General features: G+C 37.3%; 14 protein-coding genes. 8 read left to right on the top strand and 6 right to left on the bottom strand.

Features of this window, described 5'->3' with window-relative positions; all coding sequences use genetic code 11:
• Positions 1-62 precede the first annotated feature (62 nt).
• Positions 63-1880 carry an oligoendopeptidase F gene (gene pepF, locus ACN6MT_RS26395; RefSeq protein WP_419888703.1) on the top strand — a complete coding sequence of 606 codons (1818 nt, stop codon included), beginning with the start codon at positions 63-65 and terminating at the stop codon, positions 1878-1880.
• Positions 1881-1912: 32 nt separating this feature from the next.
• Here pepF and ACN6MT_RS26390 read toward each other — a convergent pair whose 3' ends face one another.
• The 4 genes from ACN6MT_RS26390 to ACN6MT_RS26375 all read right to left on the bottom strand — a co-directional run bounded on the left by ACN6MT_RS26390 (position 1913) and on the right by ACN6MT_RS26375 (position 4276).
• Positions 1913-2086 (bottom strand): hypothetical protein, encoded by a 174-nt coding sequence (locus ACN6MT_RS26390; RefSeq protein ID WP_419888702.1) that lies wholly within the window; start codon positions 2084-2086, stop codon positions 1913-1915.
• 272 nt (positions 2087-2358) lie between these two features.
• A complete protein-coding gene (locus ACN6MT_RS26385) occupies positions 2359-3228 on the bottom strand; it encodes a ClpXP adapter SpxH family protein (RefSeq protein WP_419888701.1) in 870 nt (289 codons plus the stop codon).
• On the bottom strand, positions 3225-3632 hold the full coding sequence (locus ACN6MT_RS26380) for a globin (RefSeq protein WP_419888700.1): 408 nt from the start codon (positions 3630-3632) through the stop codon (positions 3225-3227). The genes ACN6MT_RS26385 and ACN6MT_RS26380 overlap by 4 nt, the downstream gene beginning before the upstream one ends.
• A 71-nt stretch (positions 3633-3703) precedes the next feature.
• Positions 3704-4276, bottom strand: coding sequence for a CYTH domain-containing protein (locus ACN6MT_RS26375; protein ID WP_419888699.1), 573 nt, complete (start codon positions 4274-4276; stop codon positions 3704-3706).
• 122 nt (positions 4277-4398) lie between these two features.
• On the opposite strand from ACN6MT_RS26375, the gene ACN6MT_RS26370 reads away from it, so the two are divergent.
• Genes ACN6MT_RS26370 through ACN6MT_RS26355 form a run of 4 tightly spaced genes read left to right on the top strand, consistent with a single transcriptional unit; the run spans position 4399 to position 7192 of the window.
• A complete protein-coding gene (locus tag ACN6MT_RS26370) occupies positions 4399-4758 on the top strand; it encodes a hypothetical protein (RefSeq protein WP_419888698.1) in 360 nt (119 codons plus the stop codon).
• A gap of 31 nt (positions 4759-4789) precedes the next feature.
• The gene (locus ACN6MT_RS26365; protein ID WP_034673971.1) at positions 4790-5428 is read left to right on the top strand and encodes a GTP pyrophosphokinase; all 639 of its coding nucleotides are present in this window, start codon (positions 4790-4792) and stop codon (positions 5426-5428) included.
• 40 nt (positions 5429-5468) lie between these two features.
• The gene (locus tag ACN6MT_RS26360; protein ID WP_063251436.1) at positions 5469-6269 is read left to right on the top strand and encodes an NAD kinase; all 801 of its coding nucleotides are present in this window, start codon (positions 5469-5471) and stop codon (positions 6267-6269) included.
• Positions 6270-6292: 23 nt separating this feature from the next.
• Positions 6293-7192 (top strand): RluA family pseudouridine synthase, encoded by a 900-nt coding sequence (locus ACN6MT_RS26355; protein ID WP_419888697.1) that lies wholly within the window; start codon positions 6293-6295, stop codon positions 7190-7192.
• 74 nt (positions 7193-7266) lie between these two features.
• Here ACN6MT_RS26355 and prpE read toward each other — a convergent pair whose 3' ends face one another.
• Positions 7267-8007, bottom strand: a complete 741-nt coding sequence (gene prpE / locus ACN6MT_RS26350; protein WP_419888696.1) for a bis(5'-nucleosyl)-tetraphosphatase PrpE — start codon at positions 8005-8007, stop codon at positions 7267-7269.
• 76 nt (positions 8008-8083) lie between these two features.
• On the opposite strand from prpE, the gene ACN6MT_RS26345 reads away from it, so the two are divergent.
• The 3 genes from ACN6MT_RS26345 (at position 8084) to ACN6MT_RS26335 (ending at position 11417) form a co-directional block, all read left to right on the top strand.
• A complete protein-coding gene (locus ACN6MT_RS26345; protein ID WP_419888695.1) occupies positions 8084-9931 on the top strand; it encodes a monovalent cation:proton antiporter family protein in 1848 nt (615 codons plus the stop codon).
• Between the two features lie 103 nt (positions 9932-10034).
• Complete coding sequence (gene fabI / locus ACN6MT_RS26340) at positions 10035-10805, top strand: enoyl-ACP reductase FabI (RefSeq protein WP_063251439.1); 771 nt, start codon at positions 10035-10037, stop codon at positions 10803-10805.
• Positions 10806-10919: 114 nt separating this feature from the next.
• The gene (locus ACN6MT_RS26335) at positions 10920-11417 is read left to right on the top strand and encodes a CotO family spore coat protein (protein WP_419888694.1); all 498 of its coding nucleotides are present in this window, start codon (positions 10920-10922) and stop codon (positions 11415-11417) included.
• Between the two features lie 40 nt (positions 11418-11457).
• Here ACN6MT_RS26335 and ACN6MT_RS26330 read toward each other — a convergent pair whose 3' ends face one another.
• Positions 11458-11967: a CotY/CotZ family spore coat protein gene (locus ACN6MT_RS26330; protein WP_419888693.1), complete on the bottom strand. Its 510-nt coding sequence runs from the start codon at positions 11965-11967 to the stop codon at positions 11458-11460.
• Positions 11968-12053 lie beyond the last annotated feature (86 nt).

Genomic DNA, 12053 nt, shown 5'->3' with positions numbered 1-12053 from the left:
AGAATATTAACAGGGGTAAATTTTTTTCGTAATCCGAATAAATTTTGAATGGAGGAAGAAATATGGCAAACGAAGCTACGATAAAGGCGTTGCCTTCAAGAAGTGAAATTCCGGTTGAAGATACATGGAGATTAGAGGATATCTTTGCTAACGATAAAGAGTGGGAAAATGAATTTCAAGATGTAAAGAGTCAGATTTCTGGGATTAAAGAGTTTGAAGGGAAACTTGGGGAGAGTGCAGATGCTCTTTATAATGCTCTCCAGTTTCAGGATAAGCTCCTTGAAAGAATAGGAAAGTTATATACATACGCTCATATGCGTTATGACCAGGATACAACAAATTCCTTTTATCAGGGATTAGATGATAGAATGAAAAACCTCTATTCACAAGCTGGCAGTCAATTAGCCTTTATTGTTCCTGAAATACTTTCATTAGAGGAAAGCAAGGTTAATGGATTTATAAAAGAAAAACCTGAACTTAAGCTTTATGAGCATGCGATTGAGGAGATTAACCTTCAGAGACCACACGTTTTGTCAGCAGAAATGGAAGCTTTGTTAGCAGAAGCTGGTGAAGTAATGGATGCTTCCAGTAATACCTTCGGAATGTTAAATAATGCAGATTTAAAGTTCCCTTCCGTAAAAGATGAAAATGGTGAAGAGGTTGAGATTACCCATGGTCGTTATATCCGTTTTCTAGAAAGTGCTGACCAAAGAGTTCGACGTGACGCCTTTAAAGCTGTTTACGACACTTATGGGAATTTCCGCAATACCTTCGCTAGCACAATCAGCGGGAATGTGAAAAAGGATAATTTCAATGCAAGAATTAGAAAATATGACTCTGCTAGGCATGCAGCACTATCTGCTAATAATATTCCTGAAAGCGTGTATGATAATTTAGTAAACACAGTAAACGATCATTTACACTTATTGCACCGCTACGTTAAGCTCAGGAAAAAGGTTTTAGGGGTAGACGAACTGCATATGTACGATCTCTACACTCCCCTTGTAAAAGATGTAAAAATGGAGATTCCTTATAAAAAAGCAGAAGAGCTTGTAATCAAAGGGCTTGCTCCATTGGGCGAGGAGTATTCAAAGATCCTAAAAGAGGGGTTTGAAAACCGCTGGGTAGATGTACACGAAAATAAAGGAAAGCGAAGCGGCGCTTATTCTTCAGGAGCATATGGTACAAATCCATATATTCTTATGAATTGGCAAGATAATGTGAATAACTTATTTACGTTAGCTCATGAATTTGGCCATTCTGTCCATAGCTACTATACAAGGAAAAATCAGCCATATCCTTATGGAAATTATTCAATTTTTGTTGCGGAAGTAGCTTCAACTTGTAACGAAGCGCTATTGAATGACTATTTATTAAAAACAATTGATGACGAGCAAAAAAGAATCTATTTATTAAATCATTATTTAGAAGGCTTCAGAGGCACTGTATTCCGTCAAACGATGTTTGCAGAATATGAGCATTTAATTCATCAAAAGGCCCAAAATAATGAGGCTTTAACAGCGGATTCCTTAACCAGTGAATATTATGCCTTAAATAAGAAATATTTTGGTGAAGAGGATATCGTAATTGATGAAGAAATCGGCTTAGAGTGGGCAAGAATACCACATTTCTATTACAATTATTATGTATATCAATATGCAACCGGCTTCAGTGCAGCAACCGCATTAAGCAAGCAAATCCTAGAGGAAGGCGAGCCAGCAGTAAAGCGTTATATTGATTTCTTAAGCTCTGGAAGCTCCGATTATCCAATTGAAGTACTAAAGAAAGCTGGAGTAGATATGACAAGCGCCGACCCAATCAGGGATGCATGTAAAGTATTTGAAGAAAAGTTAAATGAACTAGAGCAGTTATTATCTTAACAAGTAGAGGAGAGTACCCTGAGTACTCTCCTTTAAAACCCTTTAAATCTTTTTCGATCATTCAGATAAAAGAGAAACATAAAAATTCCAATATAAAAAAGTGGAATACTAATGATCAGTGGAAAGATCTTCATTAACGCAAGGATATGGAGAGAAAATCCAAAAAGTATAAAGAGAATCATCAAGATTACAGGTAAATTCTTCATTCGACATGCCACCTTATTTTTAAGTAACGGAAACAACTTAGTTATAGTGTATTGTCCAAAATAGCATAATATGATATTTTGACAATTATGTGAAATAACGCACAATCGCATTGTCATCAGGTTCATTTACATGGTATATTCTATACGTGAAGTTAATCACAACAAACATATACCCCTTTGTTTGACCGTGAAAAATTTCTCCCATCCCCTTTGTTCGTATTAATAGAAAAAGACCTTGCAGTTATAACTGCAAGGTCTTTTCATGTTCAAAATCAATTCTCTTCTACATAGCGCCAAAAGGTTCCATATTTAGCAGGAAGCTGTTCAACCTTTTGAAGTAATAGCAATTTTTTCATTTCCCGATCCACCTGAGAAATGGACATGTTATAAACGACAGCAATTTCCTTCGAAGCGACTAGTTTAAAATATTTCAAAAATGTTTCTAACGGGGGCGGCTGATTTTTAACTGGCTGTTCAGAAAGCATTTCTTCAAGAATTTGAACATAAACCTCATACGGGTAAGAACCTGTAATTTTAATTCCTTCATCTTCTGCATTTTCATTAAAAAAAACAAGGGTAGGAATTTCTTGTACTTCCATCTCAGTGGTGATTTTCAAGTCACACTGAAAAGCTTTTGCTGCACTTTCGGAATGGAAATCAGAAATAAATTCCTCAACATCTAATCCTGCGCTCTTTGCACAAGATTTTAATACCTCAAAATGGGAAATGTTTTGTTTAGCAATAAATAGTTTTTCTTGTACTTTGCGAAGAAACCGTATACCAGCTCGTCTTCCTTGAAGTTCTGCGGCCTTTATGGCAACCGAAGCAATATACGGGGAAGCTACTGGATCTTCTAACCATAGGCTTCCATCACAGGACATCCCTGATCTGCTTGCTGTCTTTTCCCATAATTCGGCAATGACTTCATAATTTTTCTTTTTGCTAACATTTAAATTTGCGATAGTCCCACTTAAAACGTGTTTAATGGAAAAATAGCGGCCATATTCAATGTGCAGTTTTTTTAGAATTGGTTCGAGTGCCCAGCACTCTGGGCATAAAGGATCGATGAACATATATATTTCGAGTGGCTTCTTGTCAAAATTGTAGACCTGCTGCTTTGAAGTGAACCTAGGGTTACTCACGAACTTTCACCTGGTATCTCACTGGTATCTGGCTTATTGATCATGTGTTGTGCAGTAAGATAGAGCCTTGAATAAAAATCATCCCTTATCGGACCCTCTAATCCAGTCTTGTCCATCGCTTGTTTCATGCAAGATAGCCATGCTTTTGCACGGTTAGGAGTAATGGGAAAAGGCAAATGTCGTGCACGCATCATCGGATGACCATGCTCCTCGGTATACAACGCTGGTCCCCCCAAATATTGTGTCAAAAATTGCTTTTGTTTCCTAGCAATTTCGGAAAATTCATTTGGAAAGATTGGTGCAAGATCAGGATGTTGTGCAACTAAACCATAAAAAGTATCCACTAGGCGGTGTAAGGTATCTTCGCCGATGGCTTCATATGGAGTAGGCTTTTTCTCATTCATGTTGACAACTCCTTTAAATATGTTTGTATTATTATTTTATCAATGGATTTTTCATATCTCAAATAAACCGCTTATAATTTTTGCTTGTAAAACCGAGCAATCTTATTTTGGGTGGTCCGTAAGGGAATATTATATTGTTCAAGAAGCTCTTCGAATACACGTTGACCAACTTGGAAATCTTCCACTTCGTATTCAACCTCGTAGTCTTCCGTATTTAGATATAAACTATGATCTAATACTAAAAGTCCTTCTCTATAAGTGAATTCAGCTCGTTTCGTTGTGAGAGAACCGAAATACTCTAAAACCATTATCGGTTTATTTAATAGTTCCAATCGTTCGTGAACGATTCCCTTAGGGATTATTCCATTTTTAATCGCACCCAAGAATTCATCTAGAGATAGAATTTGTGTGGTTTCTAACAGACCAACAGCAGCTGGCTGCTTAAGTGTCATTTCATAGTAATCTTTTTTTTCCCTTATCCTTAAAGCAGAACCTAATTCCTTTAATCTGAAATCAGGTGTATCAAAATAATGATTTGTTTGGCTGATGATTTGGTCTTCCTTTACTCTAAATGCTTTAAGCAGTTTTTTATACTCAGCTTTTGTAAGTAGATTTTTAAATTCTATTTCAATTGTCTCTGACATCGTTAGTCCATCCTTTCTAATGCGTCCTCTTATTTTATCTTAGCATTTGGCCGAACCGCAATTCTTGGGAGAAATGGATAGATTATGCTAAAATAGTAGGGTAAATGTTGGAGGTAAATAAAATGAATAAAAGAATACTAATTAGCAAGGCGAACATATCAAATAATAAGCTACTATTACAAGTAAATGAGCCGATTTCGGGATTAATCCCAACAGAACAAATTCTTGTTGATTCTAAGCAATTTTCTTTTGTCTATTTAATGGAGAATCAAGAGGGATATACATATATTGACATTCCTGAATCCATTTGGCCTTTATTAAAAGAGACATTAACAAGACAAATTGCAGTATGGATTCACTTTGATGAAGAAGAATTGGAGTTAACTAATTTTAATGAGGAATTAGTTGATATTATTAACAACATTAGAGGAAATAGTAATTATGGTGAAGAGATGGTCGCAAAAGTAGAAGGAATTTTTTAAACATATTATAGTTTCTTATTGAGGTGGAATCATGAAGCATTGGGACCAATTCTTAGCTCCATATAAACAAGCCGTATCAGAGCTGAAAATAAAATTAAAGGGTATGAGAGGACAATTTGAGTTAGACTCCAGCCATTCGCCTATTGAATTTGTAACTGGTCGAGTCAAGCCAATTGCGAGTATCCTTGATAAGGCAAATCAAAAAGGTATTCCACTTGATAAATTGGAAGAAGAAATGCAAGACATTGCCGGTATGCGTATCATGTGTCAATTCGTAGATGATATCCATCATGTTGTCGACTTGTTAAGGAACCGAAATGACCTAGAAATCGTCGAGGAAAGAGATTATATTTCACATAAAAAAACGAGCGGATATCGTTCTTACCATGTTGTCATACGTTATCCGGTTCAAACGATTCACGGGGAAAAGAAAATACTGGCTGAAATTCAAATTAGAACATTGGCAATGAACTTCTGGGCGACAATTGAACATACGTTAAATTATAAATACAAAGGAATTTTTCCCGCAGATATAAAAATGAGGCTGCAAAGTGCTGCAGAGGCAGCGTTTCGTCTTGATGAGGAAATGTCCTTAATTCGTGGTGAGATCCAAGAGGCACAAGCATTCTTCACAAGAAATAAGGAGTTTAAGCAAGAGGAGAAAAGTTAATATAGGCATTGTAAGTATTATACTACAAGGAGAAAACATTATGAAATTTGCGATTACATCCAAAGGAGATCAAAAATCGAATATCTTAATGCATAAAATGCGAACCTATTTACTCGACTTTGATCTTATTTACGATGAGGATCAACCGGATATTGTCGTTTCAATTGGCGGGGATGGTACACTGCTATATGCATTCCACCGATATAGCAGCCGTTTGGATAAAACTGCCTTTGTCGGAATACATACAGGCCATCTTGGTTTTTATGCCGACTGGACAGCTGATGAAATCGAAAAACTTGTGATTGCAATTGCCAAAACTCCATATCAAGTTGTTGAATATCCATTAATTGAAGTAATCATTCGTTATCAGCATGCTGGAAAAGAATCTCGGTATCTTGCCCTAAACGAATCAACTGTCAAAAGTGTCGAGGGGACATTGGTTATGGATGTAGAAATCCGCGGACAGCACTTTGAACGCTTTCGGGGTGATGGTCTATGTGTTTCCACCCCATCTGGAAGTACAGCATACAATAAAGCACTTGGTGGAGCGATTATCCATCCTTCGATTCCGGCATTGCAGGTAGCTGAAATGGCTTCAATCAATAACCGGGTCTTTCGGACTGTTGGTTCACCGCTAATCCTGCCGTCCCATCACACCTGTATGCTAAAACCTGTTAATCGTCCGGATTTTCAAGTAACCGTTGATCATCTTACATTACTTCATAAGGATGTAAAATCCATTCAATTTAGAGTGCCAGATGAAAAAATTCGCTTTGCTCGGTTCCGTCCATTTCCTTTTTGGAAGAGGGTTCATGACTCCTTTATATCAGATTCGGACTAATCACCATGCTGGGAGGACGCCAGGTGAAACCAAATTTTGAATTGCAGTGGACCATTAATGAAAATCATGAGGGTAGAATGATCAAGGAGTTCTTGAAAGAAAAGGAAATCTCTCGGATTGCGCTAACAGATATAAAATTCAAAGGTGGTAAAATTCTAGTTAATAACACGGAAGTGAATGTCCGCTATGTGTTAAAAGCAGACGATATTGTCACCGTTAGTTTCCCTCCTGAAAATCCAAGTGAAGGTGTTTTAGGCGAAAAAATCAAATTAGAGATTCTTTTCGAAGACCCATTTATACTAGTTGTAAATAAACCAGCGGGGATGAGTACGATACCATCTAGGGAACATCCTAATGGAAGTTTAGCAAATGCCTTGGTTGGGTATTACGAAGATATAGGAATTAGAGCCACGTCCCATATTGTTACCCGTTTAGACCGGGATACCTCAGGGATTGTTTTAATTGCAAAACATCGGCATGTCCATCATTTATTAAGCAAGCAGCAACAAAATGGTCATGTAAAAAGAACGTATGAGGCATTTGCTGAGGGTAGTTTAAAGAGCGATACCGGCTCGATTGAAGAACCAATTGGCAGGAGATCTGACAGTATAATACAAAGAGAAGTCCGTAAGGATGGACAATATGCATGTACCCACTACAAAGTGCTAAAAAGGTATAAGGAGTTCAGCCATGTTGAGCTAATCTTAGAGACTGGCAGAACACATCAAATACGGGTACATATGTCTTTTATTGGTCACCCTTTACTGGGAGATGATTTGTATGGGGGAAATCTTTTTCTTATTGAGCGCCAGGCCCTGCATTGTAAAAAAATTCACTTCATACACCCTTTTAACTTCATGGAAATGGATTTCACTGCACCAATTCCATTAGATATGGATGAAATAATAAAGGCTGCCCTTTAAATGGCCAGCCTTTTGCATTTTTTGATGATTTCCTAGGAAATTTGTCGATGTACTTAGGAGTATTTTCCCTATTTTTAATCAAAGTCTTTAAACTTTTCCTTAATATATGGCATAGTAGAATCTACAGAAACGATTTCCAACTCTGGATATCGAAGCGCCGTTAACTTACCGCCAAAAACAGCTCCAGTATCAATATTATATGTATTATTGATTACTCTAGGTTCTTTCACTGGGGTATGCCCATATACGATAATTGCATTGCCTGTGTATTGTTTCGCCCAATCCCTTCTAACTGGGGAACCATCAGGATGTTTTTCACCAGTTATATCTCCATAAAGGACAAACGTCTTAACCTTAGAATTTGTTTTGCCGATAAATTCTTCTTTTATTCCAGCGTGAGCGATAACTAACTTACTTTTATCTAATACTAGGTGGAGCGGAGACTTTTCATAAAGGTCGACAAATTTATTTCGAGTCGATAGCTGATCTTTTTTTTGTAATGACTTATATTCTGCTACGGTCGTTTCTAGTCCATGTGTTTCCTGGACTTTATTCCCAATGAAGTAACGATAAAGCTTATTGCAATGGTTCCCTGGTGTATAAAATGCCTGTTGTTGTTCAATTACAAGCCGCCAGACGATTTCAGCAACTTTTAATGAAGATGGACCGCGGTCCGTTAAATCTCCAACAAAGGCTAAACGTCTGTTTTCTGGATGGATTGGGATTCCATCCTTCCATTGATAACCGCATTTTTTTGTTAAGGCTTCAAATTCTGGTAAACAGCCATGAATATCACCGATGATATCAATTTTCATAGAAATGATTCCCCCTTTATCTTTATTTTTTGTTAATGAAGTAATTTTTATAAATAGAAACCAAGGAGGACGATATATGGATCAGCATGCTTCCGTAATCTCTTTATTAGTGGTCGTGACAGTGGCATTTGTAACCCCAATTCTACTCCACAGGTTAAGGTTAAACTTTATCCCTGTTGTGGTTGCCGAAATCATTATGGGGCTTGTGATTGGTAAAAGCGGTTTTAATGTGGTTCATGAGGATATGTGGTTATCAACTCTTTCTACCCTGGGATTTATTTTCTTGATGTTTCTCAGCGGATTAGAAATTGATTTCACTGCTTTCACAGGTAGCAAGAAACCTGCCACACTGCCTAGTGGTAAAAAAGAACCGAATACCTTCATGGTGTCATCTATGATTTTTGCAGGTATCTTTATTTTTTCATTAGGTTTATCCTATTTGTTCGTCTATGCTGGGTTTATTGAAAATGCCTTTTTAATGACACTTATTATATCAACGATTTCTCTAGGAGTCGTTGTGCCAACTTTAAAAGAAGCACATCTTATGAAGACAAATATTGGTCAAATTATCTTATTAGTTGCCGTTGTGGCAGATTTAGTGACCATGATTCTTTTGGCCATCTTTGTATCTATCTATGACCCAGGACAGGGGAATACATGGTTGTTACTAATTTTGTTTGCAGCCGGAGTGGTCTTGTATTTTGTGGCTAAACGGTTTAAAAATCGCCCTTTACTAGAATCCCTGTCAAAAGGGACCGTACAAATTGGTACTCGTGCTGTCTTTATGCTTATTATTGTGTTAGTTGGTCTTTCTGAATCGGTAGGGGCAGAAAATATTCTAGGAGCCTTTTTAGCCGGGGTTCTCGTATCACTTTTATCACCAAATCAAGAACTAGTCCATAAACTAGACTCCTTTGGTTATGGGTTCCTAATCCCAATCTTTTTCGTAATGATTGGTGTAGAACTAGATATTTGGTCACTTTTTGCAGATAGAAAGCTATTATTATTAATACCATTATTATTATTAGGACTTTTACTTTCAAAGCTTGTACCGGTTTATTTACTGAAAATCTGGTACGATACAAAGACGGTACTGGCTTCAGGTTTTTTACTTACTTCTACTCTATCTTTAGTCATTGCCGCAGCTACGATTGGGGAGCGTATGAAGGTAATTACACCTGAAATGAGTGGAACACTGATTCTAGTTGCTGTAATAACTTCTATTTTTACACCGATAGCCTTTAAAAAGTTATTCCCAATTGAAGTGGCAGCAGACCCAAAAGTAAGAATCGCCATTTTAGGGGCAAACCAAGTAACACTGCCTGTATCACGGGAACTTAAATCTGGTCTATATGAACCGGTATTATATCATACGACAATGGAAAAATCCGATAAAATGATCTCAAATTCATTATTTGATATCGTCGAGATATTTGATTATTCGTTAGAAACAATGGAAAAAAATAAAATTTTTCAAAATGAAATCATTGTTATTTCTACAGGACATGAACAGACAAACGCTGATTTAGCAATTAAAGCTAAAGAAATGGGTGTGTCGAGGGTAATCGCACGCATTGAAGGACCCGAACTAGAGCAAAGCCTGAGAGAAAAAGATATTGAGGTTTTCTCATCGTTCATGTCAACCAAAACATTACTCCGGGCCTTAATTGAAGCACCAAGTGTTATTAACATTTTAACAAACCAAGATACATCACTACATGAAATAAGAATGCAAAATGAACATTTTGATGGTATGACATTAAGGAGATTTCCGTTTACTGGTGACGTGATCTTTGTGCGAATTTTTCGGGGCAAGGATTCCATTGTTCCTCACGGAGACACAGAATTGCTCTTAAATGACCGTTTGATTGTTACTGGATCGAAGGAATATGTGGATGAATTGAAAAGGGAGCTCGAGTTCTAGAGGTTATAAATGCTGCTACTTTTCATTTTTTAGTAAATAGTGTAATATTAGTACCAAGTACTAATAACTAATATAAATGTTCGAGTAGGGGGACTATTTCTAAATGAATCTTTCTTTAGCAGGAAAAACATATGTAGTAATGGGTGTTGCAAATAAACGTAGTATCGCATGGGGAATTGCTCGTTCGCTGAACAAGGCAGGAGCTCGATTAATTTTCACTTATGCAGGTGAAAGACTTGAAAGCAGTGTTAGAGAATTAGCGGAATCATTAGAAGCAGAAGGTACACTTGTGCTTCCATGTGATGTAACAAATGATGAAGAAGTGGCTAAGTGCTTTGCTGAAATCAAAGGAGCTGTTGGTACTATCCACGGTATTGCACACTGTATTGCATTTGCAAATAAAGAAGAATTAAATGGAGAATATTTGAATACAACAAGAGAAGGCTTTTTGTTGGCACATAATATTAGTTCCTATTCTTTAACAGCTGTAGCAAAAGAGGCTAGAGGATTAATGACAGAAGGCGGAAGTATCGTCACTCTAACCTATTTAGGCGGAGAAAGAGTTATTCAGAATTATAATGTAATGGGTGTGGCAAAGGCTTCTCTTGATGCAAGCGTACGGTATTTGGCTGAAGATTTAGGCAGGGAAGGTATTCGTGTCAATTCAATCTCAGCTGGTCCAATAAGAACTCTTTCAGCAAAAGGTATTAGCGATTTCAATCTTATTACCAAGGTGATTGAAGAGAAAGCGCCATTACGCAGAGCAACAACGCCAGAAGAAGTTGGTGATACAGCACTATTCCTGTTCAGTGATCTTTCTCGTGGTATCACTGGTGAAAATATACATGTTGACTCAGGATTTCACATTTTATAATGGTAAAGCCCGCTATTAAATTTAGCGGGCTTTTTTGTACCCTAATTTTCATGAACGAGTATAGGCAATTTGCATACATATAGAGTGTAGGGCTAGTAAATGGAGGTGAATTGGATGGAGAAAAAGACAAAACGTGGACCGTTACTTTACGTCTCACAGACCTTTTTAAATACACCTGTAAAAAACATGCAGGAAATATTCACAAACAGGCAGGAGGTCCAACTGCCACTAGAGGAACCAAATGTTGAAGAGCAAAGCAACAAGAAAGTTCTTGAGGTCTCACTGGCTAAGACTGACTTACCAAGACAGTCAAAAGTAAAAGAAGTAAAACAGCAAGAAAAATCTCAGAGCAATCAGGAGAAAAAGCGTACATTTAATCGTGTAAAAGGCTTTAAGGAAATGAATCTCATGGAAAGGTTAGAATACCTGGACAATTTTCCTAAAGCATTACCGCCTGTTCCATGCGTTTTTTATACAGATGAAAAGAACTACCAAGGCTATTTAGTCGAATACAATGAGAGTGATGTAACCATTCGATTTCCAGATCAAACAACTGAAACCATTCCTTTCAAGAGTTTACAAGATGTTATGATGATTGGAATAAAGCGATAAACAAAAAAAGCCAGCCGGGTTAATCGACTGGCTCATTTTATTAGTCACAAAGACCAAGGTCTACATCGGCAATACACTGTATTGCACAGAAACAATTTAAATCAACTGTTATACAATCATTGCTTGCTCTGAAGCGATTAACCTGACAGACTCTTTCAAGGTTAATGCAGCATCTGTCTCCGCCTGCAACGAGGTTAACCGGAACAAATCCCCCATTGTCGCTGCGTCCTGGAATGAGGACACGAAGTGTTGCACAGCAGTTATCAAATACATCTTCAACGCGGAAGAAGATTGATACGCAAGCATTGTTTTCACCGCTAAAGAATGCATGGAATGGCGAACCATCAGCGTTTTTTAATACAAATACACGAGTATCAGCACGATCTCTTCTTGCTGGTGACACTAATGTACCAAGCGGTTCTAAGAAACAACTTGGGCAATCCACACATTCATCATTTACAGCATTATCCTGGATGTCTTTAATTGCACGTACTACATCGCAGACGCAGCTAGTATTGCTGTGAGAGTCACTATTTCTGCCACAACCCATTAATTACTCCTCCTATTCGTGATATATATCTTACATTAATAACATATTTAAATAGGACCAATTGGGTAACGGACAAACGCCTTTTT

Origin of the sequence: Neobacillus niacini (genome assembly GCF_048572935.1) — a bacterium.
Taxonomy (GTDB): Bacteria; Bacillota; Bacilli; order Bacillales; family Cytobacillaceae; genus Neobacillus; species Neobacillus niacini.
The sequence above is the reverse complement of the archived record's forward strand: the minus strand, read 5'-3'. Positions and strand labels throughout refer to the sequence as shown.

Bases quoted from the DNA above. Each gene is read 5' to 3' on its own strand.
- ACN6MT_RS26390 (WP_419888702.1), bottom strand. From the start codon at position 2,086: ATGAAGAATTTACCTGTAATCTTGATGATTCTCTTTATACTTTTTGGA.
- ACN6MT_RS26335 (WP_419888694.1), top strand. From the start codon at position 10,920: ATGGAGAAAAAGACAAAACGTGGACCGTTACTTTACGTCTCACAGACC.
- fabI (WP_063251439.1), top strand. From the start codon at position 10,035: ATGAATCTTTCTTTAGCAGGAAAAACATATGTAGTAATGGGTGTTGCA.
- ACN6MT_RS26380 (WP_419888700.1), bottom strand. From the start codon at position 3,632: ATGAATGAGAAAAAGCCTACTCCATATGAAGCCATCGGCGAAGATACC.
- pepF (WP_419888703.1), top strand. From the start codon at position 63: ATGGCAAACGAAGCTACGATAAAGGCGTTGCCTTCAAGAAGTGAAATT.
- prpE (WP_419888696.1), bottom strand. From the start codon at position 8,007: ATGAAAATTGATATCATCGGTGATATTCATGGCTGTTTACCAGAATTT.
- ACN6MT_RS26330 (WP_419888693.1), bottom strand. From the start codon at position 11,967: ATGGGTTGTGGCAGAAATAGTGACTCTCACAGCAATACTAGCTGCGTC.
- ACN6MT_RS26375 (WP_419888699.1), bottom strand. From the start codon at position 4,276: ATGTCAGAGACAATTGAAATAGAATTTAAAAATCTACTTACAAAAGCT.
- ACN6MT_RS26365 (WP_034673971.1), top strand. From the start codon at position 4,790: ATGAAGCATTGGGACCAATTCTTAGCTCCATATAAACAAGCCGTATCA.
- ACN6MT_RS26345 (WP_419888695.1), top strand. From the start codon at position 8,084: ATGGATCAGCATGCTTCCGTAATCTCTTTATTAGTGGTCGTGACAGTG.
- ACN6MT_RS26360 (WP_063251436.1), top strand. From the start codon at position 5,469: ATGAAATTTGCGATTACATCCAAAGGAGATCAAAAATCGAATATCTTA.
- ACN6MT_RS26370 (WP_419888698.1), top strand. From the start codon at position 4,399: ATGAATAAAAGAATACTAATTAGCAAGGCGAACATATCAAATAATAAG.